The organism is Burkholderia singularis (assembly GCF_001718875.1).
Lineage (GTDB): Bacteria > Pseudomonadota > Gammaproteobacteria > Burkholderiales > Burkholderiaceae > Burkholderia > Burkholderia singularis.
The window spans coordinates 3,529,694-3,554,011 of the sequence record NZ_CP013448.1; the positions used below are offsets into that span (position 1 = coordinate 3,529,694).

Consider the following 24,318-nt stretch of genomic DNA (forward strand, 5'->3'; position numbering starts at 1 on the left):
CAAAGCCGGCCGATCCATCCGCTCGCCACCGCGAGCACCGGCATACGCGATCGGCAGGCGCTGCCGCCTCTACGCGGAAGGTGGTCATCAGCATGGAGAAGCACTATGAACCTGAAGATCAGTGGACACCATCTCGAAGTCACGCCTGCTATTCGCGAATACGTGATCACCAAGCTCGACAGGGTGCTACGACATAGCGATCAGGTCATCGATGGCGCTGTGATCCTCACGGTCGACAATCACAAGGAAAAGGACAGACGGCAAAAAGCGGAAATCACGCTGCATCTGAAAGGTAAAGACATCTTCGTCGAAAGCGCGAACGGCGATATGTATGCAGCGATCGATCTGCTGATCGACAAACTCGACCGGCAAGTCGTCAAGCACATGGAGCGCTTGCAAGCGCACGTTCACGAACCGATCAAGCATCATCAGTCGGCCGAAATCGAGTTGCCTCCGCAATGACCGGCGGCGCATCCGCGCCAACCAAGCGGCCCGCCACGCGCGGGCTTTTTCATGAGCCGAATGCCGCCGCACGATGCGCGCGGGCCGTATCCGGCAAGCGACGGCCCGTGTTTAGCACGATGCGCGGCACCGCTTACAGTGCTCTATAATGTCCGAATTATCATCGGGGGCGTGAACCGGTTCGCCGCGTTTTCTCCAGTCTCCGTCGCCTAACGCCGTCTTTTTGTCCAATATGGAAAATCAGTCCGCCGCGAGGAGACCCCAGGCCGCCCTCATGCTTGCCAACATGAATCGCCTAGCCAAAATCCTGCCTCCGGAGAATGTCGTCGTCGACCTCTCCGTCACCAGCAAGAAACGCGTCTTCGAACAAGCCGGCCTGATCTTCGAGAATCAGAACGGCATCGCCCGCAGTACCGTCACCGACAATCTCTTCGCACGCGAGCGCCTCGGCTCGACGGGCCTCGGCGAAGGCGTCGCGATTCCGCACGGCCGGATCAAGGGGCTCAAGCACCCGCTCGCCGCGTTCGTAAGGCTCGCGGAACCGATTCCGTTCGAAGCGCCGGACGGTCAGCCCGTCTCGCTGCTGATCTTTCTGCTCGTGCCGGAACAGGCGACGCAGCAGCATCTCGAAATCCTCTCCGAAATCGCCCAGCTCTTATCCGACCGCGACACACGAGAGCGTCTGCACACCGAAACGGACCGCGATGAGTTGCATCGGCTGCTGACTCAGTGGCAACCTTGAGGGAACGGTTCGCGCCCCATTGTTGCGGCTTGCGCCGCCAGACCGAGCCGCCCACCGCCGGGCCCGCGCCGCAACCGCCGTTGCGGCATCGGCGTGCCGATCCCTTGGAGTGACGGACTCATGGATACGTCCAGCATCAACGCCCAGAGCATCTTCGACGACAACGCCGCCATGCTGAAGCTGAGCTGGCTGACGGGGCATGAAGGCTGGGAGCGCGGATTCTCCGCCGACACGGTCGCGAACGCGACGTCGAGCGCCGATCTCGTCGGCCACCTGAATCTGATCCACCCGAACCGGATCCAGGTGCTGGGCGAAGCGGAAATCGACTACTACCAACGCCAGACTGACGAAGACCGCTCTCGCCACATGGCCGAGCTGATCGCGCTCGAACCGCCGTTTCTCGTGGTCGCGGGCGGCGCGGCCGCACCGCCCGAGCTTGTTTTGCGCTGCACGCGCTCGTCGACGCCGCTTTTCACCACGCCGATGTCGGCCGCCGCCGTGATCGACAGCCTGCGCCTCTACATGTCGCGCATCCTCGCGCCGCGCGCGACGCTGCACGGCGTGTTCCTCGACATCCTCGGCATGGGCGTGCTGCTCACCGGCGATTCGGGGCTCGGCAAGAGCGAGCTTGGGCTCGAATTGATCAGCCGCGGGCACGGGCTGGTCGCCGACGACGCCGTCGATTTCGTCCGACTTGGCCCCGATTTCGTCGAAGGGCGCTGCCCGCCGCTGCTGCAAAACCTGCTCGAAGTGCGCGGCCTCGGCCTGCTCGACATCAAGACGATCTTCGGCGAAACCGCGGTGCGCCGGAAAATGAAGCTGAAGCTGATCGTTCAGCTCGTGCGCCGGCCGGACGGCGAATTCCAGCGGCTGCCGCTCGAAAGCCAAACGGTCGACGTGCTCGGCCTGCCGATCAGCAAGGTCACGATTCAAGTCGCGGCGGGCCGCAACCTCGCGGTGCTCGTCGAGGCGGCGGTGCGCAACACGATCCTGCAATTGCGCGGCATCGATACCCTGCGCGACTTCATGGACCGCCAGCGCCTGGCCATGCAAGACCCGGACAGCCAGTTCCCCGGCAAGCTCGTCTAACCCGCGCCGGCTGCGCGACGATGCGCGCACGCGAGCCGGTGCTATGATGAAACGTCACGATTCCCTCTGCTCATGCGCATTGTCCTCATCACCGGCATTTCCGGCTCCGGCAAATCCGTCGCGCTGAACGCGCTCGAGGACGCAGGCTACTACTGCGTCGACAACTTGCCGCCGCGCGTTCTGCCCGAGCTTGCCCGCTATCTAGCCGACGAAGGTCAGCACCGGCTCGCCGTGGCGATCGACGCGCGCTCGAGCGCATCGCTCGACGAAATGCCCGTCTTGATCCGGGCGTTGTCGCACGCGCACGATGTGCGCGTGCTGTTTCTGAACGCAAGCACGCAGGCGCTGATCCAGCGCTTCTCCGAGACGCGCCGCCGCCACCCGCTGTCGGGCTCGCCGTCGCAGGACGCGGACATCGGCCTGCTATCGTCGCTGGAAGAAGCCATCGAGCGCGAGCGCGACCTCGTCGCCCCGCTCGCCGAGTTCGGCCATCAGATCGACACGAGCAATCTGCGCGCGAACGTACTGCGCACGTGGGTCAAACGTTTCATCGAGCAGAAAAACGACGATCTCGTGTTGATGTTCGAATCGTTCGGCTTCAAGCGGGGCGTGCCGCTCGACGCCGATTTCATGTTCGACGTGCGCGCGTTGCCCAATCCGTACTACGATCACGAACTGCGCCCGCTCACCGGGCTCGACAGGCCGGTCGTCGCGTTTCTCGACGCATTGCCCATCGTCCATCAAATGCTGGACGACATCGAATCGTTTCTCGTCAAATGGCTGCCGCATTTTCGCGAAGACAACCGCAGCTATCTGACAGTCGCCATCGGTTGCACAGGCGGCCAGCACAGGTCGGTATTTCTCGCGGAGACGCTTGCCGCCCGTCTTTCGCAACAGGCCAATGTGATCGTGCGGCATCGTGACGCGCCCGTCGATGTGGACGCGTCGTCGCGGCTAGTCACCTAGCGCCGCTCCTGCACCCCGGCCCCGCCATGTCCTCTCTGTCGACCACGCTAATCGATTTGCCGCTTTTCCCGCTGCATACGGTACTGTTCCCCGGCGGGCTGCTGCCTCTGAAAGTGTTCGAGGCGCGTTATCTGGACATGGCGCGCGCCTGCCTGCGCGACAATGCACCGTTCGGCGTATGCCTGCTGAAAAGCGGCCCCGAAGTCGCTCAGGAAGGCGAAATATCAGTGCCGGAAACGATCGGCTGCATGGCGCGGATCATCGAATGCGACACCGGCGAATTCGGCATGCTCTACCTGCGCACGCTCGGCACGCAGCGCTTCGAGCTGTTGTCGCACCGGGTCGAATCGAACGGCTTGCTGGTCGGCATCGCCGAGCCGATGCAAGACGACCTCCCGCTCGACGGCGACGACGCGCTTGCCCGCTTCGGCGCGTGCTCGGAAGCACTCGAGCGGATCATCGAGGCGTTGCGCAAATCCGGGACCGAGCTGCCGTTCATCGAACCATTTCGTTTCGACGACCCTACCTGGGTGTCGAATCGGCTTGCCGAAGTGCTGCCGCTCGATTTACGCGCGCGGCAAAAGCTGATGGAGTTTCCCGATGTCGGCGCGCGCATCGACGCGGTGCATCGGGAATTGCATCGGCATGGATGGCTGTAGATCACGCCGGGATCGCCATTGCAGGGGCCCCCGCCGCGGCAATCCGTTGCGCCTTGCTGTCCTGCCCCCTCCAGCGCCGGTAATGGCGATGCTCCGGCGCTGCTCGCCGCTGCCTTTCGGCGCAGGCAGCACCAGCCGCTCGGATCAGCCCGTTCGGGCCGCCTTTTTCGACCCGGCCGGACGCCGGATAACCGCCCAAACGGCATTGCCACCCTCGCACCGCCCTAAAGCAACGACCCGGTCAACCCGTCGAGCAGCTTGCGCACCGGCGCGGGCACGCCGTAAGCATCGAGCTTGTCGAGCGGCACCCATGCGGTCTCGTCGTCGGCCGCTTGCGGCACGGCCGCCGCCGTGCCGTCGAGTTGCGCGAGCCGCGGCTCGATCTCGAGCTTGAAGTGCGTAAACGTATGGGTGAGCGGCGCGAGCGGCACCGGCTTCGCGCCGCCGAATTCGCGCGCGCGGCGCGCGAGCGCCGCATCGCCGTCCGCCTCGGGCAGGCTCCATAAGCCGCCCCAAATGCCTGCGGGCGGGCGCCGCTGCAACAACACCGCGTCGCCGTCACGCAGCACCAGCATCCACGTGCGACGCGTGGGCACTGCCTTCTTCGGGCGCGCGGCCGGCAGCTCGCGCTGTCTGCCGGTGCGCTGCGCGACACAATCGCCCACGAACGGGCAGCGCGCGCAATCGGGCTTGCCGCGCACGCACAGCGTCGCGCCAAGGTCCATCAAACCCTGCGTGTAAGCGGTCACGTCGGCCGGGTTGGCCGCATCTGGCAACAACGCCTCGGCAAGCGCCCACATCTCGTTCTCGACGCGCTTGTCGCCCGGAAAACCCTCGACGCCGAACACGCGCGCGAGCACCCGCTTCACATTGCCGTCGAGGATCGTCGCACGCGCGCCAAACGCGAACGACGCGATCGCCGCGGCCGTCGAGCGGCCAATGCCCGGCAATTCGGCAAGCGCATCGGGCGTCGCAGGAAATGCGCCGCCATGCTGCTCGACAACAGCCTGCGCGCAACGATGCAGATTGCGCGCGCGCGAGTAGTAGCCAAGCCCGGCCCACAACGCCATCACATCGTCGATCGGCGCGGCCGCGAGCGCGGCGACGTCCGGATAACGCTCAAGAAAGCGCACATAGTACGGCACGACCGTCGACACCTGCGTCTGCTGGAGCATGATCTCGGACAACCAGATCCGGTACGGATCGCGCGTGTTCTGCCACGGCAGATCGTGGCGGCCGTGCTTGCGCTGCCATTCGATCAGCGTCGGCGCAAAGCTCCGGTGAAGCGGCGTGACGGCGGCGGCTGGGGGAGGAGTGCGAGGAGGTTTCAAGATTTCAATGCTGGCAATTCGGACAAAAATAGGTCGACCGTTGACCCTGGACGATCTGCCGGATCGGCGTGCCGCAAACCCGGCACGGCTTGCCCGCGCGGTCGTAGACGAAACAGTCGAGCTGGAAGTAGCCGCTCTCGCCGCTGCTGCCGACGAAGTCGCGCAGCGTGCTGCCGCCCCGGTCGATTGCATCGGCAAGCGTGGCGCGCACGGCGTCGGCCAGACGCTCGTAACGCGGCAACGACACGCGCCCGGCCGCGACAGTCGGCCGGATGCCCGCGCGAAAGAGGCTCTCGGACGCATAGATATTACCCACGCCGACGACGATATCGCCCGCAAGCAGCGCCTGCTTGACCGACACCGTGCGCCCGCGCGTGCGCACATGCATCAGCGCGCCCGAAAAAGCTTGAGAGAACGGCTCGACACCCAGGCTCGCGAGCAGCGGGTGCGCACTCACGTCGCCGGCATCGCGCGGATGCCAGAGCACGGCGCCAAAACGGCGCGGATCGCGAAAGCGCAACACGAATTCGTCAAAGATCCAGTCGACGTGATCGTGCTTTTCAGGCGCTGGCGGCTTACCGGTCGGCAGCACGCGCAGCGTACCCGTCATGCCGAGATGGACGATGAACCATCCCGCATCGACTTCGAACAACAGATATTTGCCGCGACGCGTGACGCCGCGCACCTCGCGCGCCTTCAGCAAATCGGCGAGATCGGCTGGCACCGGCCAGCGCAACATCGTGGTGCGCACGTCGACGCGCTTCACGCACCGGCCTGCGACGAACGGCTCGATGCCGCGGCGGGTAACCTCGACTTCCGGCAACTCTGGCATGGTTGACTGGTCTCTATCTCACTGAGCAAAGGCTGCTGACATTCGCGACGACATGCACGCGCAGCCCACGGCGATGCCCGCTTGCGCGGCGCCGAGCCGCCGCGGCCGCCTACTTGCGGCACGAGCCGCCGGAAATCCCGTCACCGCGACGGACAGCACAAATGCCCGCGGGATGCAGCACGGGTAACGCCCCGCACATCCCGGCGGCAAGCGTCATGCAGCACGAACGTCCGCCCGTGCGACAAGCGCGAACCGAAAACGGCTGCCGCAAGCATGCCCGAAATCGCCCGTATGACGGCGCGGCCCGTCGCGGCAACGCCGGCTGGGCCGACACCGCGGCATCGGAGCCCGCCCGCCGCCAAACCACCCGCCCCGCGCCCGGAAGAAATTTTCCGCCAGGAACGGGCGGTTTCGGACGTTCGCGCGCATGTTTCGGGCGTAACACACGCTAGCAAATGGCAACAGTGCGCGTATTGTAGCGAGCGCGTTACAATCGGCTGAAACATTGAACGGATTTCCATGACCTTGCCCTCGAAGCTGTTCCCGAAGCGCGTTGCCGCTGCGCGCAGCCCGCGCACCGCCCCGGTACGCCATGCGATCGGCGCCGCGCTCATCGCGGCGTGGACGTTGGCCGCCTTCCCCGTCCATGCGCAAGACCAGGCAGACGACGACGCATCGCAAGACGCCTTCGCGCCGACGTTGCCGGAAGAGCAGAAAAATCTGCCGAATGTCCCGTTGACAAGCCAGATCGTCTATCAGGTGCTCGCGGCCGAGGTCGCCCTGCAGCGCAATCTGCCCGCGCCCGCGTACCAGACCTACCTGGCGCTCGCGCGCGACACGCGCGATCCGCGCATGGCACAGCGCGCAACCGAAATCGCGCTCGCCGCGCAAAGCCCGGCCGATGCGCTGTCCGCAGCGAATCTGTGGCGCGAGTATGCACCGAATTCGCAGCGCGCCGGGCAAGTCGACGCCGCTTTGCTCGTGCTCGGCGGCCGGCCCGCCGACGCGCAGCCGCTGCTCGCGCAAGAACTCGCGCGCACGTCGCCCGACACCCGGGGCGACGCGATTCTCGCGCTGCAGGCGCTGCTGTCGCGCGGGCCGAACCGCGTCGGCGGCCTGACCGTTCTGCAGGATCTGCTGAAGAACGACATGAACCGTCCGCAAGCGCGGCTCGCGATCGCGCGGCAGCTACTCGCGACCGACGACAAAACCGGCGCGGTGCAGTCGCTGAAGGAAGCGCTGCGCATCAAACCCGACTATCTGCCCGCAGCGCTGATGCTGTCGCAAATGGGGCCGGCCGAACGCGCGAGCGGCATCGCATCGTTCGAAAAGTTCGTCCAGCAGAACCCGAAGTCCCGCGACGGCCGCTTGGCGCTCGCCCAGCTCTATCTTGCCGACGATCGCCTGAACGACGCGCAAACGCAATTCGAAGCGATGCGCAAGAACGACTCGCGCGACCCGACGCCGCTGATGGCGCTCGCGCTCATCAAGATTCAGCAGAAGCATCTCGACGAGGCAAGCGCGTACCTGAAGGATTATGTGCGGGTCGCGCAGAAGAAATCCGGCGCGGACGTCGGGCAGGCTTACGTCTATCTCGCGCAGATCGCGCTCGACCAGAACAACGATGCGCTTGCCGCGCAATGGCTCGACAAGGTCGACGAATCGAGCCAGCAATACCTGTCCGCGCAGATCACGCGCGCGCAATTGCTGCAAAAGCAAGGCAAGACCGACGAAGCGCGCAAATTGCTCGCGAACCTGCAGCCGTCCGACCCGCGCGACGCCGCAATGGTCGTGCGCACCGACGCATCGCTCCTCTTCAGCGCGAAGCGCTACAAGGAAGCCGCGGACCGGCTCGCGCAGGCCGTCAACGATTTTCCGGACGATGCCGATCTGCGTTACGACTACGCAATGGCGTGCGAAAAGATCGGCCAATACACGACGATGGAACAGCAATTGCGCCTGCTGATGCGTGCACAGCCGGACAATCCGCAGGCGTACAACGCGCTCGGCTATTCGCTTGCCGATCGCAATCTGCGCCTGCAGGAAGCGAGCAAGCTGATCGAGAAGGCGAACACGCTCGCGCCCAACGACGCATTCATCATGGACAGCCTCGGCTGGGTCAAGTATCGCCTCGGCGATACCGCCAACGCCAAGCAAATCCTGCAGCGCGCATACGATCTGCAGCCGAACGCGGAAATCGGCGCGCATCTCGGTGAAGTGCTGTGGAAAAGCGGCTCGCAGGACGAAGCACGCGCCGCGTGGCGCGCCGCGCGCAAGCTCGAGCCGGACAATGACACGCTCGTGCAGACGCTCAAGCGTTTTCAGGTGAACGGGCTTTGATCGCGATGAAGCGTTTCGCCATGCCACGCGCGGCACGCGGCTTTGCGTTCGCCGCATCGGTCTGCGCCGCGCTCGCGCTTGCCGGCTGCGCGTCGCCGCCGCGCACGAGCGCGCCCGGCGCGGCTGCCGCCGCTTCGGACGCGCTGCGCACCGCGTCGAGCCGCGCATATACGGGCCGCTTCGCGGTGCAATACCATGATGAACTCGGCACGGCGCGCAACGTCTACGGCAATTTCGACTGGCAGGAGCAAGGCGCGAGCGTGACGCTCGAATTGAGGAATCCGCTCGGGCAAACGCTCGCAATCGTCAAATCGGCGCCCGACGGCGCATCGCTCGAGCTGCCGAACCGCGAACCGCAGTATGCATCGGACGTCGGCGAGCTGATGCAAAAAACGCTCGGCTTCTCGCTGCCGCTCGACGGGCTGCGCTACTGGCTACAGCCGGCCCCCGCTCCCGCGACGCCCGCCGAAACCGTGCGCGACCCGCAAGACGGCACACGCATCAAGGAAATCCGCCAGGACGGCTGGACCATCGATTATCTCGCATACGCCGACGCGCCCGCAGTCGGCGTCAAGCGCGTCGACCTGATGCGGCAAGAGCCCGCGCTCGACATCAAGCTCGTGCTCGAGCACTGAGCGCGTGCATTTTTGTTCGAAAAAGTTTTTCGCATGACCGATACGACCCGCTCGCTGCGCAACTGCCTCGCCCCGGCGAAACTGAACCTGTTCCTGCATATCACGGGCCGCCGTCCGGACGGCTACCATGAACTGCAAAGCGTGTTCCAATTGCTCGACTGGGGCGACGTGCTGCACTTCACGTTGCGCGACGACGGCCAAGTCTCGCGCAAGACCGACGTGCCGGGCGTGCCGGCGCAAGCCGACCTCGTGGTGCGCGCGGCCTTGCTGCTTAAGACGCACGCCAGCGTCGCGGCCGGCGTCGACATCGAAATCGACAAACGCCTGCCGATGGGCGCGGGCTTGGGCGGCGGCAGCTCCGACGCGGCAACGACGCTGCTCGCGCTGAACCGGCTCTGGCGCCTCGATCTGCCACGCGCGGAATTGCAGGCGCTGGCGGTCAAGCTCGGCGCGGACGTACCGTTCTTCGTATTCGGAAAAAATGCATTCGCCGAGGGTATCGGAGAAGCGCTCCAACAGGTAGAATTACCGCCTCGTTGGTTCTTGGTTGTGACACCATCGGTTCATGTTCCGACCGCAGCGATTTTTTCCGATAAATCGTTGACAAGGGATTCAAAGCCCGTCACAATTACGGACTTTCTTGCACAGCGTGGCAGCGAAGCAGGATGGCCAGACAGCTTTGGCCGGAATGATATGCAAGCTGTTGTGACAAGGCAGTACGCGGAAGTTGCAAAGGTGGTCGATTGGTTTTATAATCTGACCCCCGCTCGGATGACAGGCTCTGGTGCAAGCGTTTTTGCGGCATTCGGTAGCAAAGACGAGGCAAAAGCGGTGCAAGCCAAATTGCCGGAAGGCTGGAGCAGCACGGTTACCGAGAGCTTGGGTGAGCATCCACTCTACGCTTTCGCGTCATGAAGTTTCGCGGCATCGGATGGCCTACACTTCCGATGTTGCTCAAAGTTGAGTGTAGGGGAGTCGCCAAGTTGGTCAAGGCACCGGATTTTGATTCCGGCATGCGAGGGTTCGAGTCCTTCCTCCCCTGCCAAACATTTCCCGCATTTCCCGCCTAAGCCCGAAGCAGGTGCATGATGAGCAGCCATGACGGCCTGATGGTTTTTACTGGCAACGCCAATCCCGCGCTTGCACAGGAAGTCGTCAAAATTCTCGGTATTCCCCTCGGCAAAGCAATGGTCAGCCGTTTCTCCGACGGCGAGATCCAAGTCGAGATCCAGGAAAACGTGCGGGGCAAGGATGTTTTCGTCCTTCAATCCACGTGTGCGCCGACGAATGACAACCTGATGGAGCTGATGATCATGGTCGATGCGCTGAAGCGCGCATCCGCCGGCCGGATCACCGCCGCCATCCCCTACTTCGGCTACGCGCGCCAGGATCGCCGCCCGCGTTCCGCACGCGTCGCGATTTCCGCGAAGGTCGTCGCGAACATGCTGGAAATCGCCGGCGTCGAGCGGATCATCACGATGGATCTGCACGCCGACCAGATTCAAGGCTTCTTCGACATCCCGGTCGACAACATTTACGCCACGCCGATCCTGCTCGGCGATCTGCGCAAGCAAAGCCATCCGGATCTGCTCGTCGTGTCGCCGGACGTCGGCGGCGTCGTGCGCGCCCGCGCGCTCGCGAAGCAGTTGAACTGCGACCTGGCGATCATCGACAAACGCCGTCCGAAAGCGAACGTCGCCGAAGTGATGAACATCATCGGTGAAGTTGACGGCCGGACGTGCGTGATCATGGACGACATGGTCGATACCGCCGGCACGCTCTGCAAGGCCGCGCAAGTGTTGAAGGAGCGTGGCGCGAAGCAGGTGTTCGCGTATGCGACCCACCCCGTCCTGTCGGGCGGCGCGGGCGACCGGATCGCCGCATCGGCGCTCGACGAACTCGTCGTCACCGATACGATCCCGCTGTCCGCCGAATCGCTCGGCTGCCCGAAGATTCGTGCGCTGTCGAGCGCCGGCCTGCTGGCCGAGACGTTCTCGCGAATCCGCCGCGGCGATTCGGTGATGTCGCTGTTCGCGGAATCGTAAAACGAACCGCCGCTGCAAAGCATGCGCAGAAAGCGAAGCGTCGAGCTTCGCTTTTTGCATAATCGGCCGGGACTGACGAACCCCCGGCCGTTCGTCGAAGGCTCCGTGCGATAGCGGGGCCCTGTTTTACTGCCTGGTCGCGGGCAGTCATTGGAGAAAGTCATGAAAGTCGTCGCTTTCGAGCGCAAACAGCAAGGTACGGGTGCGAGCCGCCGCCTGCGTAATGCCGGCAAGACCACGGGTATCGTGTACGGTGGCGAAGCCGCGCCGCAAATGATCGAGATCGATCACAACGCGCTGTGGCACGCGCTGAAGAAGGAAGCCTTCCACTCGTCGATCCTCGATCTCGAAGTCGAAGGCAAGTCGCAACGCGTGCTGCTGCGCGACGTGCAATATCATCCGTTCCGTCAGCTCGTGCTGCACGTTGACTTCCAGCGCATCGACCCGAAGAAGAAGCTGCACACGAAGGTGCCGCTGCACTTCCTGAACGCGGAAACGAGCCCGGCCGTGAAGCTGTCGAGCGCGGTCGTGTCGCACGTCGTCACGGAAATCGACGTCGAGTGCCTGCCGGGCGACCTGCCGGAATTCCTCGAAGTCGATCTGTCGAAGATCGAAGCGGGCCAGTCGCTGCATGCGAAGGACATCGCACTGCCGAAGGGCGTCGCGCTGACCCCGCACGTCGACGCAGAAAACCCGGTGGTTGCCTCCGCGACGATTCCGGCCGGCGCCGTGTCGGAAGAAGCGGCGGCGGGCGAAGGCGAAACGCCGGCTGCTTAAGCGCCCTTCAGCGCCTTCCCGGACCGTTTTTCACAACGGTCGACGACCCGCCGCGGCTTGCCCGGCGGGTTTTTCTTTGTTGCGACCCACCAGGGCGGCGGCGTGCCCTGACAGGCGAGTACATCATGATCAAGTTGATCGTCGGCCTCGGCAATCCCGGGGCAGAATATACGGCAACGCGCCACAACGCGGGCTTCTGGCTCGTCGATCAGCTCGCGCGCGAAGCCGGCGCATCGCTGCGCGACGAGCGGCGCTTCCACGGCTGCTATGCAAAGGCACGGCTCTTTGGCGAAGAGGTGCACCTGCTCGAGCCGCAGACCTACATGAACCGCTCTGGCCAATCGGTCGTCGCGCTCGCGCATTTCTTCAAGATCCTGCCGGACCAGATCCTGGTCGCGCACGACGAACTCGATCTGCCGCCCGGCGCTGTCAAGCTGAAGCTCGGCGGCGGCAGTGGCGGGCACAACGGCCTCAAGGACATCTCCGCACATCTGTCGTCGCAGCAATACTGGCGGCTGCGGATCGGTATCGGCCATCCGCGCGAGCTGATTCCCGAAAGCGCGCGCGCCGGCGCGAAGCCCGACGTCGCGAACTTCGTGCTGAAGCCGCCGCGCAAGGAAGAGCAGGATGTGATCGACGCGGCGATCGAACGCGCGCGCGCGGTGATGCCGCTCGTCATCAAAGGCGAACTTGAACGCGCGATGATGCAGTTGCACCGCAACGGCGGCGCGTAACAGGCTGCGGATAGGCGCGGCGGCGCGCGGGCTTCGCGGATTGCGCCGGTTTGGTCTTTTACGGGCTCGCCCGTGCCGCGCGCACGGCGTGCGCATCGGTTAATCTCATTGTTTTATCGCGTCAGGAGCCCAGTAGTGAGCCGTTATTGGAGCGACATCGTTCATCGACTCGAGCCCTATGTGCCGGGCGAACAGCCCGCGCTCGCGCATCCCGTCAAACTGAACACGAACGAAAACCCTTATCCGCCGTCGCCGCGTGCGCTCGACGCGATCCGGCGCGAGCTTGGCGAAACGGGCGATGCGCTGCGCCGCTATCCGGACCCCGTCGCGCGCCGGCTGCGCGAAACGGTGGCCGCGCATCACGGGCTCGCGCCCGAGCAGGTGTTCGCCGGCAACGGCTCCGACGAGGTGCTCGCACACGCGTTCCAGGCGCTGCTGCAACACGAGCGGCCGCTGCGCTTTCCGGACATCACATACAGCTTCTATCCGACGTATGCGCGACTCTATCGAATCGCCTACGAGACGATACCGCTTGCCGACGATTTCTCGATTCGCGTCGACGACTATCTCGACGATTCGGGCTGCGTGCTGTTCCCGAACCCGAACGCGCCGACGGGCCGCGCGCTGCCGCTCGCCGATATCGAGTGCATTGTCGCCGCGAATCCGAGTTCCGTCGTCGTGATCGACGAAGCGTATGTCGACTTCGGCGCGCAATCGGCGGTATCGCTAATCGCACGCTATCCGAATCTGCTTGTCGTGCAAACGGTATCGAAGGCGCGCTCGCTGGCCGGGATGCGCGTCGGCTTTGCGTTCGGCGACGCGGGGCTGATCGACGCGCTCACGCGCGTCAAGGACAGCTTCAACTCGTATCCGCTCGACCGTCTCGCGCAGGCCGCGGTGCAAGCGTCATATGAGGACGATGCGTGGTTCGAGAAAACGCGCGCGCAGGTGATCGCAAGCCGCGAGCGGCTCATCGGCGCGCTCGCGGCGCTCGGCTTCGACGTCGTGCCGTCTGCCGCGAACTTCGTGTTCGTGCGCCATCCGCGCCACGACGCAGCGGCACTCTCGGCAAGGCTGAAAGAACGGGAGATTTTCGTGCGGCACTTCAAGCTGCCGCGAATCGATCAGCATCTGCGAATCACGATCGGCACCGACGCCGAATGCGATACGCTCGTCGCGGCGTTGCGCGAGCTGCTCGTCTGAGCAAGGTCCAAGGCGGTCGGCTCAACCGGCTCGCCTGCATCGGTCAGTATCCGGATACGGCGCCGGATAGCAAACCGGCTGAATCGTGAGCCGTTCGCGCCGGCAGCCCGCCGCCGGAAATCCATCCCGGCCATGCGCTGCCGCCCGCGCACGTCATGCGCCGCCTTGCTCCTGCGGCGCGATCAACGCGCGATACTTCGCCATCAACTGATCCTTCGTCTCCGGATGCCCCGGATCCTGCGGGATGCATTCGACCGGGCACACCTGCTGGCACTGCGGCTCATCGAAATGGCCGACGCATTCGGTGCATTTGTTCGGATCGATCACATAGATTTCCGGACCCATCGAAATCGCGCCGTTCGGGCACTCGGGCTCGCAAACGTCGCAATTGATGCATTCGTCGGTAATCATCAAAGCCATACTGATCTCACTTGCGCCAACGCGCGGCCGGCCGGCCAGAGCCGCCGCCGCGCGCGGCCGCTCACGCGGATGGTCCGTTGGACATCGCGGTCACCTTCTCCGTCAGCCATTTCTCGACCGACGGGAACACGAACTTGCTGACATCGCCGCCCAACTGCGCGATCTCGCGCACGATCGTGCCCGAGATGAACTGATATTGGTCCGACGGGGTCATGAACATCGTCTCGACATCGGGCAGCAGATAGCGGTTCATCCCGGCCATCTGGAACTCATACTCGAAATCCGACACCGCGCGCAGCCCCCGCACGATCACGCGCGCGTCGTTCGCCCGCACGAAATCCTTGAGCAAACCGGTGAAGCCCATCACCTTCACGTTCGGGTAATGGCCCAGCACCTCGTTCGCAATCTGCAGACGCTCCTCGAGCGAGAAAAACGGCTTTTTCGCACGGCTGTCGGCAACGCCGACGACGAGCGTATCAAAAATACTCGATGCACGCCGCACAAGATCCTCGTGGCCGCGCGTGAGCGGATCGAACGTACCGGGATACACAGCGACTACCATGTCGCGCCTCCTGTCATCGGGCAATTGGGGTCGCGGTCCTGCGCTTCGCGCGCGAACCGCCGACATGGGCGCACGTCACCTGGTGCGGCGCCTCGGTAACACGTATCTGGCTCGTGTCGTTTGGAACGCGCATTATTCATCATTTTCGCGTTGCAGCAAATGATAGTGAACAGCGCCCGCCTTGCCGTGCCGGCACACCTGCCAGCCCGCGAGCGACGCGTGCGCGGCCGGATCGAGCGGCGCGCCCGTCTCGACATACAGGCGCCCGCCCGGCGCGACGAGATTCGGCGCAAGCGCAAGCGCACGTGCGAGTGCGGCCGCGTCGCCGAACGGCGGATCGATGAACACGACATCGAACGAGCCGGGCGCGAGACCGGCGGCGATACGCAGCGCGTCGGCCTCAGCGATCTCGATCGCGCGCGCGGCGAGTTTTTCCTTGAGCGCGCGCAACTGCTGCGCGGCGCGTGGATGACGCTCGACCATCACGACGCTCGCCGCGCCCCGCGACGCCGCCTCGAAACCGAGCGCGCCGCTGCCCGCGAACAGATCGAGGCAGCGCCGGCCTTCGAGATCCTGGCCGAGCCAATTGAAGAGCGTCTCGCGCACGCGGTCGGGCGTCGGTCGCAGGCCATCGACATCCAGCACCGGAAGCGGCGTGCGCTTCCAATCGCCGCCGATGATGCGGATCGTGTGCGGCCTGCCTCGGCCTGCCGCTGCCGCAGCGCGTGGCGCGGAAGGCCGCGCCGGAGAAGTACGGGACATACGAAGAATTCGATGATACGAACGAAAAACGCTGGAAACGGCCCGCGCCGCAGCACAAGCTGCGCACCGCGCACCGCAATGACGCGCACGTTACCACAAGCGGCGCGCGCCCTTTGCCGCGCGCGAGCGGCGAACCGCATGCGCCTGATAAAATATCGCGCTTCAGGCGCGCTTGGCGGCGCGCCTTCAGATGCTCGCATCGGGCCGGCCGACCGGTGCCGCGCCCGCCCCGCCTCTTTCCGCAAGCAAAATCATGTTCAGCTTTTTCAAACGATTCAGGAAAGCGCCCGACGCCACATCGGCCGAGCCGCAACCAACGCCCGACGCGGACCATCCGGCAGACGAGCTTGCGCAACACGACGCGCGCGACGAAGCGGCGCCGGCAGTTGCACCCGAAGCGCACGCGGATGCCGCCGCGCACGAAGATGCGCCGGCAGCCGGCTCCGTGCCGCCGATACCCGCTACCTCCGCTGCCGTGCCCGACGCAGGCGGCTCGGCCGCCACGCCCGCCGCAGCGTCACCATCCGTCGTGGTGACGGTCACGCCATCCGCGAACCGTGACGGCGAAGTGGTCGAAACGGTCGAAATCGTACCGCCGCCCGCTGCCGAGCCGGCCGCGAAAAAATCGTGGCTGACGCGGCTGAAATCGGGTCTCGCGAAAACGAGTTCGAACATCACCAGCGTGTTCGTCAACACGAAAATCGACGACGCGCTCTATGAAGAACTCGAAACGGCGCTGCTGATGTCCGACGCCGGCATCGACGCGACCGAGCATTTGCTCACCGCGCTGCGCGAAAAAGTGCGCGCGGCTCGCCTGACCGATCCGCAGCAAGTCAAGCGCGCGTTGCGCGACCTGATCATCGAGCTATTGGCGCCGCTCGAGAAATCGCTCGTGCTAGGCCGCGCGCAGCCGCTCGTGATGATGATCGCGGGCGTCAACGGTGCGGGCAAGACAACGAGCATCGGCAAGCTCGCAAAGCATCTGCAGCGCTTCGATCAGTCGGTGCTGCTCGCGGCGGGCGACACGTTTCGCGCGGCCGCGCGCGAGCAACTCGCGATCTGGGGCGAGCGCAACAACGTGACCGTCGTTCAGCAGGAAAGCGGCGATCCGGCCGCGGTGATCTTCGACGCGGTCGGCGCGGCGCGCGCGCGCAAAATCGACGTGATGATGGCCGACACGGCGGGCCGCCTGCCGACGCAACTCCATCTGATGGAGGAACTGCGCAAGGTGAAGCGTGTGATCGGCAAGGCGCACGACGGCGCACCGCATGAAGTCCTGCTCGTGATCGACGCGAATACCGGCCAGAATGCGCTTACGCAGGTCAAGGCATTCGACGATGCGCTCGGCCTGACGGGCCTGATCGTCACCAAGCTCGACGGCACCGCGAAGGGCGGCATCCTCGCCGCGATCGCGCGGCAACGGCCGATTCCGGTGTATTTCATCGGTGTCGGCGAGAAGGTCGAGGATCTGCAGCCGTTCAGCGCGGAAGAATTCGCGGACGCGCTGCTTGGCTAACGCCGCGCGATCATGCCGGCGCATGCGCTGGAACGGGCGCGGCGCTTTGGGATTTGGGACGCCCGTTTGCCGATTTTCATCCGGCCGGCAATCCGATAATTCGGCAAACCAGCTAATCGGCCGATCGCGGCTTGCCGCGCACGGGCAAAAACCGTGTGCGGCTACTGCTCCGCGTCCGGCTGCGCGGCGGGCACCGACGCCTTGAACGCATCGAACGTCATCGCATGGTCGAAAATGCGCTGGATCGTCGGATAACGCGTGGTGTCGATCGCGAAGCGGTGCGCATTGAACACTTGCGGCACGACGCAGAGATCGGCAAGCGTCGGCGTGTCACCAAAGCACAGCTTGCCCGTGCGCGGATCGTGCGCGAGGCGCGCCTCGAGCTTCGCGAATCCGTCATCGATCCAATGGCGATACCACGCATCTTTTGCGTCGTCGTCGATCTTCAGCGTGTGCTTCAGGTACTTCAGCACGCGCAGGTTGTTCAGCGGGTGGATCTCGCAGGCCACCAACAACCCGATCGCGCGCACGTATGCGCGATCGAGCGGCGCGTGCGGCAGCAGCGGCACATCCGGATACTTTTCGTCGAGATACTCGATGATCGCGAGCGACTGATGCAGCGGCGAATCGCCGTCGACGAGCGTCGGCACGAGCGCGTCCGGATTCAGCGCGCGATAGTCGTCCTTCAATTGCTGGCCGCCGTCGCGCAACAGGTGCACCGGCACATAATCGAACGGCAGCCCCTTCAGACGCAGCGCAATGCGCACGCGAAACGACGCCGAGCTGCGGAAATAACTGTATAGCTTCATCGTGATCCTCATTGCGTGGGCCGCCGATCGGCCGTTGCGACTGACACTGCCCGGCACTTGCCGCGCGGCTGAAAAGATGCTCCGCCCGTTGCGCAACGGCGAACGCGATCCGATAACCGATAACCGATAACCGATAACGGCCGAAAGTGTAACGCGCCGCCCGCGTCCCCGGCAGCCATGCGGGGCGCGTGACGTGGCGAATGCCGCTGTGTCGGCCGGCACGGCGCGCAACCCGACGCGCGCCGCTAAAAAAACGAATGCCGCGCCTGCCGGCGAACCGGCAGGCGCCCGATTCAGCGCCCGATCGGGGGCGAAGCCCGGCTCGCCTGTCCGTCGCAGGAGCCTTCACGAGGCCCGCTTGCCAAATTCTCGCACCATCCCGATGCGCACCCGCCGCCATTACCGTGCGATAAAGACAGCAATGCGCCGCAAACAACCCGCCTCATGCCTGCGGCCATCCGTCAACGGCGTGCCAAGCCGCCGATGGCCGCCCGAAAAACACTTGCGCTTGCAAGAATCACACAAATGCGGTACTCAGTGATTTCCCTGCATACCGAGTTGCGCGTTGCCGTTCGACCAACGAACCCAGTCCCGGCCGCCGCTCCCGCTCCTCAATGACCGATTCCGACGCCAACGCCCCGCTACCCGAACCTTTCGCGTGTGCCCGCTTCATCAAGGAGATCGGGCGCGGCCCCAACGGCGCCCGCCCGCTGCCCTTCGACGACGCGCTCGCCCTTTACCGCGCGATACTGGACGGCCACGTATCGGACGTCGAACTCGGCGCGGTCCTGATCGCTTATCGGCTCAAAGGCGAAACGCCTGCCGAGCTGGCGGCGATGCTCGCCGCCGCGCACGCGTCGTTCGAGCCGCTGCACGTGCAGGACGGCGTCTTCCGCCCGGTATCGATCCCGAGCTATAACGGCGCGCGCAAGCAGCCGAACCTCGTACCGCTTCTCGCGCTGTTGCTCGCGCGCGAGGGCGTGCCCGTGCTCGTGCACGGCGTCGCCGACGATCCGGGCCGCGTGACGAGCGCGGAAATCTTCAACGAACTGTCGATCCCGCCCGGCAGCACGCACGACGAGATCGAGGATACGCTCGCCGAGCGCCGCGTCGCCTTCGCGCCGATCGGCGTGCTCGCGCCGAAGCTCGCGCGCCTGATCGCGCTACGCCGCGTGCTGGGCGTGCGCAATTCGACGCACACGATCGTCAAGCTGCTGCAGCCGTTCGAACCGGCCGGGCTACGCCTCGTCAACTACACCCACCCGCCGTACCGTGACAGCCTCATCGAACTGTTTCGCAACCATCCGCCGGCAGCCGCCGGCGGCGCGCTGCTCGCTCGCGGCACCGAAGGCGAGGCGGTCGCCGACACGCGCCGCCAGGTGCAGATCGACTGGCTGCATGACGGACTGTGCGAGACGGTCGTCGAGCCGGTACGCTCGTCACCCGATGCGCCGCCCGCCGAGTTGCCCGAATCGCGCGACGCGGCCACGACAGCCGCCTGGACCGACGCCGTCATGCGCGGCGAAATCCCGGTGCCGATCACGATCGCCACGCAGGTCGAGACGATCGTGCGGCTCGCGCGAATCGTCGAATAAACGCCGAGTGCGCTGCCGCACGGCGCTTGGCGCGCATGATTGACAGCCGCCGCGAACTTCGCATAGAGTTGTCGCCATGCGTTCCTATCAGAACACCCTCCGAATTACTTCCGGCCGCCTAGCGCGGCCGCTATCGCTACGACTAGCGTAAAGCTGTCGTGGCGCCGTGCCGCACCGGCACGGTCCCGCCCTTAGCAGTTCCCGCAGTTTCCTTCTCGCTGTTTTTTACAACCCATAGTCGTCAGCCTTCGTCCGTCGATCCGTCGGGCGAAATGCGAAGATTCCCGCGTGCGTCATGCAATCCGGCATGAGCGTGCGCAGGCGGCGCCTACCGGCGCGTCATGCCGTCATTGTCTTCGCTCGCGACTCGACACTCGAGGTCACGATGCAACGCAATCCCGCCGACAAATACCGACCGTTCGAACCCGTGCGCATCAACGCACGCCGATGGCCGAGCCGCACGATCGAGCGCGCGCCGGTCTGGATGAGCACCGATCTGCGCGACGGCAATCAGGCACTCATCGAGCCGATGAGCATCGACAAGAAGCTCGAGTTTTTCGAGAGACTCGTCGCGATCGGCTTCAAGGAAATCGAAGTCGGGTTTCCGTCGGCTTCGCAGACCGACTTCGATTTCGTGCGCAAGCTGATCGTCGAAAAACGCATTCCCGACGACGTGACGATCGAAGTGCTCGTGCAATCGCGCGAGGATCTGATCGCGCGCACGTTCGACGCGCTCGAAGGCGCGCCGCGCGCGATCGTCCATCTGTACAACGCAATCTGCCCGTCGTTTCGCCGGATCGTATTTGGCGCGTCGAAGGAAGAAGTGAAGGCGCTCGCCGTCGACGGCACCCGGCTCATCAAGGAGCACGCGCGGGCGCGCCCCGGCACGCATTGGACCTTTCAATACTCGCCCGAGACGTTCAGCATGACCGAGCTGTCGTTCGCGCGCGAGGTGTGCGACGCGGTTGCGCAAACTTGGCGGCCCACGCGCGAGCGCAAGATGATCGTGAACCTGCCCGCGACCGTCGAAGCGGCCACGCCGAACGTGTTCGCCGACCAGATCGAGTGGATGGACCGCCATCTCAGCTACCGGGACAGCATCGTGCTGTCCGTGCATCCGCACAACGATCGCGGTACTGCCGTGGCCGCGGCCGAACTCGCGCTGCTCGCGGGCGCGGAGCGCATCGAGGGCTGCCTGTTCGGCAACGGCGAGCGCACCGGCAACGTCGACCTCGTCACGCTCGCGCTGAACCTGTACACGCAGGGCATCGATCCGGGTCTCGATTTCTCCGATATCGACGCGGTGCGGCACACCGTCGAGCGCTGCAACCAGATTCCCGTGCATCCACGCCATCCTTACGCGGGCGATCTCGTTTTCACCGCGTTCTCGGGCTCGCATCAGGATGCGATCCGCAAGGGCTTCGCGCAGCAGCAGCCCGACGCGCGCTGGGAGGTGCCCTATCTGCCGATCGATCCCGCCGATCTCGGCCGCAGCTATGACGCGGTGATTCGCGTGAACAGCCAATCCGGCAAGGGTGGCGCGACCTATCTGCTCGAGCGCGGGATGGGGTTTACGCCGCCGCGGCGCGTGCAGATCGAATTCAGCCACGTCGTGCAGGCCTCGGCCGACGCTTCGGGTGAGGAAATGACCGCGGACGCAATCTGTACGCTCTTCGCGAGCGAGTATCTGCAAACGGCCGGGCCCGCCGCGCGGGCTGGCGCATCGGCGAGCTGGCTCGATCGCGAGATCGCGCTTGCGCCCGCCGGTGACGCGCCAAGCGCGGTGCGGCAGTCGGCCGCCGCATTCGCCGCGGCGGCAGGCGTGGCAATCGAGGTGGTGTCGTGTGAGGCCGAGCGCACCGCACAAGGCGACATCGCGGTATTCGTCGGCGCAAAGGTCGGCGGCGCGACACTGCGGCATGGCGTCGGCGTTCACCGCGATCCGGCCGCCGCAGGCACGGAGGCGGTCGTGAGCGCGATCAACCGCTCGGCATGGAGCCGTGACAAGCGGCGGGCGGCCGCCTGAGCGGCTCGGGCGCACGCCGTCACCATCAAGCAGAGCGAACCGGCCAGTACGGGCTGTAACGCGCGGCGCACCACGGCGCGCGTTGCCGGCGCAGGCGAGATCCGCGGCGCCGGCGCGAAATCGCGGCTCACGAAGCCGCTGCAAACGAAAAGGCCCCGATCAGGGGCCCGTCAATCCTTCTTGTTTCGATCGAAAATTCGCCAAAAACCACAAAACCCAACTCAATAAAAATAATCGGCAATAAACCACCGGCGCTTTGGGAAAAATGGCCGCCGGATATGCACGCGTGCGCATCCCCGTAGCGGGCGCGCGCGCACGCGTTTGCCCGGCAATAGCGATACCGCGCCGGAAGGGATGCACGATAGCCACGAACGACGATCGCAGCAGTGAGCTGCGCCGGCGGAATCGGCAGGCGCAAACGCATATTCGCCGAATTGAGTGCTTTCGCCGACTTGGCCGTCCGCGCAAGCCCGTCACGGGCACGAGGGACTTCTTTCTAGCCCTCGGTCGCGCAGCGGGTTGCCTGCCACGCGAGAAGGCGCCAGCGGCCTTTCTCCTGCGTCTGCACCGCGGTGTACGCGATCGGAAACACCAAACCGCCGTTGTTGGTTTCCATTTCGACCAGCGCGCGCCCGGCGACGACAAAAGTGGCCTCGCCGAGCGGCAGCACGTCCTGCGACTGAATCTCGATCTGCCGATAGCGGCGACGGCCGGTCACGATCGCGTCGATGAACTGCTGCTTGGTTTCGCGCTTGCCGTTCGTGTGCACGAAGTAGACACCGTCGGACAACAACGCATCGAGCGCCTCGCCGTCGCCGTCGACCATCGCACGAAACCGGTCGCGCTCGAGCGCGCGAATCGCATCGATCCCCTTCGCCACCATCGCCATACTCCTCAACTGCGGGCGCGCATACGCGCGCCGGTCAGAAGTTGTACTGCACGTAGAGTTGGCTGAAATTTATACCAGGATTCGGATGTTTGATACCTGCGTTGGATTCGTGCTGAAAGCGAAAACCAGCTTGATACTGCTGACGATCCCCGAATTGTGCGCCGATGCCCACCATATCGGCGAACTGGAACGCCGTCGACATCGAGTAACGACTCGAAATCGTCGGATGCGTGAGAAGACGCACGCCGACGCCCGCCTCAATGAACGGCCGCACATAGCCCGAACCCTTGATGAAGCGCAGCACCGGCGTCGCGCCGAATTCCCAGACGTTGCTGTGAATCGCCGCGTCGCCCGTGTACCGCCAGTACGATACGTGCCCCTCGGCAACGAACGCGAAATGCCAGCCGCCGATTTCCCACCAACTCCAATTCGGATCCCAGACCACGGCGATATCGCCCTTCTTCACATCATGGTCGCCGATGCCGCCGCCGAGTTGCAAACCCCAACGGTCCGCGCAAGCGACGCCGGAAACCCCCAGCAATGCGACCGCGACGGCAATCCGCGCAACTGCCCGCCCTGTCCGAGCGCGATTCTTCTTATAGTTCATTTAGTCACTCCAACTTCTCAGGTTGAATAGAGCCTCGCCGCCACCTATCGGTGGATGACAGCCGGCTCGAGCGAACAGCATCTTATGGTAAAGGACTTTTTCGGTCGGCATCGTCGGACGAAATGGTTTTCTTCTGTTTCCACAAGAATCAGCAGCATTTGTTTGAATCGCCCGCAAAACAATAGCTTACGTATGCCAGCTAGAATGGCATCTCAAGAGCAGCTATCAATTTGAAAAAGCGATAGCAAAAATGGGAACTCCGGCGGCCGCAAGCCTTCTAAGAATTAGCACTCCGGTTGATGGAGTGCTAAGATTAAGCCTGGAATCGTTTCACTGACGGGGTTTGTCCCTGATTCCAAAGGAGTTTTTTACGTGAGCAACGCATTGACCCTTCCGAATACCCTGTGCCCGGCGTCCGCTAAGGCCGCATCGGCAGGCTCGCTGATGCTCGCATCTCATTCGATGCTGCCCGGCCAGCTTGGCAACATCGACGCGTATATCCAGGCCGTCAACCGGATTCCGCTGCTCACGCCCGACGAAGAGCGTCAGTACGCAACCGAGTACCGCGAGCACAACAACCTCGACGCCGCGCGCCGGCTCGTGCTGTCGCACCTGCGGCTCGTCGTGTCGATCTCGCGCAACTATCTCGGCTACGGCCTGCCCCACGGCGACCTGATTCAGGAAGGCAACATCGGCCTGATGAAGGCAGTCAAGCGCTTCGACCCCGCGCAAAACGTGCGGCTCGTGTCGTATGCGATTCATTGGATCAAGGCCGAGATTCACGAATACATCCTGCGCAACTGGCGGATGGTGAAGGTCGCGACGACGAAGGCGCAACGCAAGCTGTTCTTCAATCTGCGCAGCCACAAGAAAGGCACTCAGGCGTTCACGCCGGAGGAAATCGACGGCCTCGCGCAAGAGCTGAATGTCAAGCGCGAGGAAGTCGCCGAGATGGAAACCCGTCTCGCGGGCGGCGATATCGCGCTCGAAGGCCAGGTCGAAGACGGCGAGGAGTCATACGCGCCGATCGCCTATCTTGCCGATTCGCATAACGAGCCGACCGCCGTGCTCGCCGCGCGGCAGCGCGACATGCTGCAGACGGACGGCATTGCGCAAGCGCTCGATTCGCTCGACGCGCGCAGCCGCCGAATCATCGAGGCGCGCTGGCTGAACGTCGACGACGACGGTTCGGGCGGCTCGACGCTGCACGATCTCGCCGCCGAATTCGGCGTGTCGGCGGAGCGCATTCGCCAAATCGAGGCGAGCGCAATGAAAAAGATGCGCACGGCGCTCGCCGCATACGCATGAAAGAGCGGC

25 protein-coding genes and 1 tRNA gene are annotated in these 24,318 nt (G+C 64.5%); 17 read left to right on the forward strand and 9 right to left on the reverse strand.

The window, feature by feature from the left end:
• Positions 1–105 precede the first annotated feature (105 nt).
• The 5 genes from hpf to AQ611_RS15580 all read left to right on the forward strand — a co-directional run bounded on the left by hpf (position 106) and on the right by AQ611_RS15580 (position 3,918).
• Entirely contained in the window at positions 106–462 is a 357-nt protein-coding gene (gene hpf / locus AQ611_RS15560; protein ID WP_059517783.1) for a ribosome hibernation-promoting factor, HPF/YfiA family, read from the forward strand.
• Between the two features lie 232 nt (positions 463–694).
• On the forward strand, positions 695–1,204 hold the full coding sequence (gene ptsN / locus AQ611_RS15565) for a PTS IIA-like nitrogen regulatory protein PtsN (RefSeq protein WP_059517781.1): 510 nt from the start codon (positions 695–697) through the stop codon (positions 1,202–1,204).
• Between the two features lie 120 nt (positions 1,205–1,324).
• Positions 1,325–2,293, forward strand: coding sequence for an HPr(Ser) kinase/phosphatase (gene hprK, locus AQ611_RS15570; protein ID WP_004195225.1), 969 nt, complete (start codon positions 1,325–1,327; stop codon positions 2,291–2,293).
• 72 nt (positions 2,294–2,365) lie between these two features.
• Positions 2,366–3,259 carry an RNase adapter RapZ gene (gene rapZ, locus AQ611_RS15575; RefSeq protein WP_059517779.1) on the forward strand — a complete coding sequence of 298 codons (894 nt, stop codon included), beginning with the start codon at positions 2,366–2,368 and terminating at the stop codon, positions 3,257–3,259.
• 26 nt (positions 3,260–3,285) lie between these two features.
• Complete coding sequence (locus tag AQ611_RS15580; RefSeq protein WP_069235006.1) at positions 3,286–3,918, forward strand: LON peptidase substrate-binding domain-containing protein; 633 nt, start codon at positions 3,286–3,288, stop codon at positions 3,916–3,918.
• Positions 3,919–4,142: 224 nt separating this feature from the next.
• Here the strand turns inward: AQ611_RS15580 and mutY are convergent, their stop codons facing one another.
• Both mutY and mutM read right to left on the reverse strand, forming a co-directional pair.
• Complete coding sequence (gene mutY / locus AQ611_RS15585; protein WP_069235007.1) at positions 4,143–5,249, reverse strand: A/G-specific adenine glycosylase; 1,107 nt, start codon at positions 5,247–5,249, stop codon at positions 4,143–4,145.
• Between the two features lie 4 nt (positions 5,250–5,253).
• Entirely contained in the window at positions 5,254–6,081 is an 828-nt protein-coding gene (gene mutM, locus AQ611_RS15590; RefSeq protein WP_059517773.1) for a bifunctional DNA-formamidopyrimidine glycosylase/DNA-(apurinic or apyrimidinic site) lyase, read from the reverse strand.
• A 519-nt stretch (positions 6,082–6,600) separates the two neighbouring features.
• Between mutM and AQ611_RS15595 the strand changes: the two genes are divergently transcribed.
• From AQ611_RS15595 to hisC, 8 genes are all read left to right on the forward strand, one after another.
• A complete protein-coding gene (locus AQ611_RS15595) occupies positions 6,601–8,421 on the forward strand; it encodes a tetratricopeptide repeat protein (protein ID WP_059517771.1) in 1,821 nt (606 codons plus the stop codon).
• A complete protein-coding gene (gene lolB, locus AQ611_RS15600) occupies positions 8,418–9,056 on the forward strand; it encodes a lipoprotein insertase outer membrane protein LolB (protein WP_173678712.1) in 639 nt (212 codons plus the stop codon). The genes AQ611_RS15595 and lolB overlap by 4 nt, the downstream gene beginning before the upstream one ends.
• A gap of 33 nt (positions 9,057–9,089) precedes the next feature.
• On the forward strand, positions 9,090–9,971 hold the full coding sequence (gene ispE / locus AQ611_RS15605) for a 4-(cytidine 5'-diphospho)-2-C-methyl-D-erythritol kinase (RefSeq protein ID WP_069235008.1): 882 nt from the start codon (positions 9,090–9,092) through the stop codon (positions 9,969–9,971).
• Between the two features lie 53 nt (positions 9,972–10,024).
• Positions 10,025–10,101, forward strand: a tRNA-Gln gene (locus AQ611_RS15610).
• A 43-nt stretch (positions 10,102–10,144) separates the two neighbouring features.
• Entirely contained in the window at positions 10,145–11,101 is a 957-nt protein-coding gene (locus tag AQ611_RS15615) for a ribose-phosphate pyrophosphokinase (RefSeq protein ID WP_059518037.1), read from the forward strand.
• A gap of 162 nt (positions 11,102–11,263) precedes the next feature.
• Positions 11,264–11,878, forward strand: coding sequence for a 50S ribosomal protein L25/general stress protein Ctc (locus tag AQ611_RS15620; protein WP_059517767.1), 615 nt, complete (start codon positions 11,264–11,266; stop codon positions 11,876–11,878).
• Positions 11,879–12,003: 125 nt separating this feature from the next.
• The gene (gene pth, locus AQ611_RS15625) at positions 12,004–12,612 is read left to right on the forward strand and encodes an aminoacyl-tRNA hydrolase (protein ID WP_069235009.1); all 609 of its coding nucleotides are present in this window, start codon (positions 12,004–12,006) and stop codon (positions 12,610–12,612) included.
• A gap of 135 nt (positions 12,613–12,747) precedes the next feature.
• The gene (gene hisC, locus AQ611_RS15630) at positions 12,748–13,815 is read left to right on the forward strand and encodes a histidinol-phosphate transaminase (protein ID WP_069235010.1); all 1,068 of its coding nucleotides are present in this window, start codon (positions 12,748–12,750) and stop codon (positions 13,813–13,815) included.
• Between the two features lie 153 nt (positions 13,816–13,968).
• On the opposite strand, the gene AQ611_RS15635 is transcribed toward hisC, so the two are convergent.
• The 3 genes from AQ611_RS15635 to rsmD form a co-directional block, all read right to left on the reverse strand.
• On the reverse strand, positions 13,969–14,235 hold the full coding sequence (locus tag AQ611_RS15635) for a YfhL family 4Fe-4S dicluster ferredoxin (protein ID WP_069235011.1): 267 nt from the start codon (positions 14,233–14,235) through the stop codon (positions 13,969–13,971).
• A 61-nt stretch (positions 14,236–14,296) separates the two neighbouring features.
• Entirely contained in the window at positions 14,297–14,797 is a 501-nt protein-coding gene (gene coaD, locus AQ611_RS15640) for a pantetheine-phosphate adenylyltransferase (protein WP_059517759.1), read from the reverse strand.
• 132 nt (positions 14,798–14,929) lie between these two features.
• Positions 14,930–15,559 carry a 16S rRNA (guanine(966)-N(2))-methyltransferase RsmD gene (gene rsmD, locus AQ611_RS15645; protein WP_069235012.1) on the reverse strand — a complete coding sequence of 210 codons (630 nt, stop codon included), beginning with the start codon at positions 15,557–15,559 and terminating at the stop codon, positions 14,930–14,932.
• A gap of 253 nt (positions 15,560–15,812) precedes the next feature.
• Here rsmD and ftsY point away from each other — a divergent pair, with 253 nt between their 5' ends.
• On the forward strand, positions 15,813–17,075 hold the full coding sequence (gene ftsY / locus AQ611_RS15650) for a signal recognition particle-docking protein FtsY (protein ID WP_069235346.1): 1,263 nt from the start codon (positions 15,813–15,815) through the stop codon (positions 17,073–17,075).
• Positions 17,076–17,236: 161 nt separating this feature from the next.
• On the opposite strand, the gene maiA is transcribed toward ftsY, so the two are convergent.
• On the reverse strand, positions 17,237–17,884 hold the full coding sequence (maiA, locus tag AQ611_RS15655) for a maleylacetoacetate isomerase (RefSeq protein WP_059517755.1): 648 nt from the start codon (positions 17,882–17,884) through the stop codon (positions 17,237–17,239).
• Positions 17,885–18,498: 614 nt separating this feature from the next.
• Here maiA and ybiB point away from each other — a divergent pair.
• Together ybiB and leuA are read left to right on the forward strand one after the other, a co-directional pair.
• Entirely contained in the window at positions 18,499–19,479 is a 981-nt protein-coding gene (ybiB, locus tag AQ611_RS15660; protein WP_059517753.1) for a DNA-binding protein YbiB, read from the forward strand.
• Positions 19,480–19,864: 385 nt separating this feature from the next.
• Positions 19,865–21,505: a 2-isopropylmalate synthase gene (gene leuA, locus AQ611_RS15665; RefSeq protein ID WP_069235347.1), complete on the forward strand. Its 1,641-nt coding sequence runs from the start codon at positions 19,865–19,867 to the stop codon at positions 21,503–21,505.
• A gap of 127 nt (positions 21,506–21,632) precedes the next feature.
• On the opposite strand, the gene AQ611_RS25615 is transcribed toward leuA, so the two are convergent.
• From AQ611_RS25615 to AQ611_RS15675, 3 genes are all read right to left on the reverse strand, one after another.
• Complete coding sequence (locus AQ611_RS25615; protein ID WP_146011814.1) at positions 21,633–21,929, reverse strand: hypothetical protein; 297 nt, start codon at positions 21,927–21,929, stop codon at positions 21,633–21,635.
• A gap of 72 nt (positions 21,930–22,001) precedes the next feature.
• Positions 22,002–22,388: a nuclear transport factor 2 family protein gene (locus AQ611_RS15670; protein ID WP_059518030.1), complete on the reverse strand. Its 387-nt coding sequence runs from the start codon at positions 22,386–22,388 to the stop codon at positions 22,002–22,004.
• A gap of 40 nt (positions 22,389–22,428) precedes the next feature.
• The gene (locus AQ611_RS15675; protein WP_069235013.1) at positions 22,429–23,001 is read right to left on the reverse strand and encodes an acyloxyacyl hydrolase; all 573 of its coding nucleotides are present in this window, start codon (positions 22,999–23,001) and stop codon (positions 22,429–22,431) included.
• Positions 23,002–23,373: 372 nt separating this feature from the next.
• Between AQ611_RS15675 and rpoH the strand changes: the two genes are divergently transcribed.
• On the forward strand, positions 23,374–24,309 hold the full coding sequence (gene rpoH, locus AQ611_RS15680; protein ID WP_069235014.1) for an RNA polymerase sigma factor RpoH: 936 nt from the start codon (positions 23,374–23,376) through the stop codon (positions 24,307–24,309).
• Positions 24,310–24,318: the final 9 nt, after the last annotated feature.

Excerpts from the sequence above, each read along its gene's own strand:
- AQ611_RS15615 (WP_059518037.1), top strand. The coding sequence starts at position 10,145 with ATGAGCAGCCATGACGGCCTGATGGTTTTTACTGGCAACGCCAATCCC.
- hprK (WP_004195225.1), top strand. The coding sequence starts at position 1,325 with ATGGATACGTCCAGCATCAACGCCCAGAGCATCTTCGACGACAACGCC.
- mutM (WP_059517773.1), bottom strand. The coding sequence starts at position 6,081 with ATGCCAGAGTTGCCGGAAGTCGAGGTTACCCGCCGCGGCATCGAGCCG.
- hpf (WP_059517783.1), top strand. The coding sequence starts at position 106 with ATGAACCTGAAGATCAGTGGACACCATCTCGAAGTCACGCCTGCTATT.
- ispE (WP_069235008.1), top strand. The coding sequence starts at position 9,090 with ATGACCGATACGACCCGCTCGCTGCGCAACTGCCTCGCCCCGGCGAAA.
- ybiB (WP_059517753.1), top strand. The coding sequence starts at position 18,499 with ATGACCGATTCCGACGCCAACGCCCCGCTACCCGAACCTTTCGCGTGT.
- ftsY (WP_069235346.1), top strand. The coding sequence starts at position 15,813 with ATGTTCAGCTTTTTCAAACGATTCAGGAAAGCGCCCGACGCCACATCG.
- coaD (WP_059517759.1), bottom strand. The coding sequence starts at position 14,797 with ATGGTAGTCGCTGTGTATCCCGGTACGTTCGATCCGCTCACGCGCGGC.
- AQ611_RS15670 (WP_059518030.1), bottom strand. The coding sequence starts at position 22,388 with ATGGTGGCGAAGGGGATCGATGCGATTCGCGCGCTCGAGCGCGACCGG.
- rsmD (WP_069235012.1), bottom strand. The coding sequence starts at position 15,559 with ATGTCCCGTACTTCTCCGGCGCGGCCTTCCGCGCCACGCGCTGCGGCA.
- pth (WP_069235009.1), top strand. The coding sequence starts at position 12,004 with ATGATCAAGTTGATCGTCGGCCTCGGCAATCCCGGGGCAGAATATACG.
- ptsN (WP_059517781.1), top strand. The coding sequence starts at position 695 with ATGGAAAATCAGTCCGCCGCGAGGAGACCCCAGGCCGCCCTCATGCTT.
- AQ611_RS15620 (WP_059517767.1), top strand. The coding sequence starts at position 11,264 with ATGAAAGTCGTCGCTTTCGAGCGCAAACAGCAAGGTACGGGTGCGAGC.
- AQ611_RS25615 (WP_146011814.1), bottom strand. The coding sequence starts at position 21,929 with ATGCGTTTGCGCCTGCCGATTCCGCCGGCGCAGCTCACTGCTGCGATC.
- maiA (WP_059517755.1), bottom strand. The coding sequence starts at position 17,884 with ATGAAGCTATACAGTTATTTCCGCAGCTCGGCGTCGTTTCGCGTGCGC.
- leuA (WP_069235347.1), top strand. The coding sequence starts at position 19,865 with ATGCAACGCAATCCCGCCGACAAATACCGACCGTTCGAACCCGTGCGC.
- AQ611_RS15635 (WP_069235011.1), bottom strand. The coding sequence starts at position 14,235 with ATGGCTTTGATGATTACCGACGAATGCATCAATTGCGACGTTTGCGAG.
- rapZ (WP_059517779.1), top strand. The coding sequence starts at position 2,366 with ATGCGCATTGTCCTCATCACCGGCATTTCCGGCTCCGGCAAATCCGTC.
- AQ611_RS15675 (WP_069235013.1), bottom strand. The coding sequence starts at position 23,001 with ATGAACTATAAGAAGAATCGCGCTCGGACAGGGCGGGCAGTTGCGCGG.
- AQ611_RS15595 (WP_059517771.1), top strand. The coding sequence starts at position 6,601 with ATGACCTTGCCCTCGAAGCTGTTCCCGAAGCGCGTTGCCGCTGCGCGC.
- AQ611_RS15580 (WP_069235006.1), top strand. The coding sequence starts at position 3,286 with ATGTCCTCTCTGTCGACCACGCTAATCGATTTGCCGCTTTTCCCGCTG.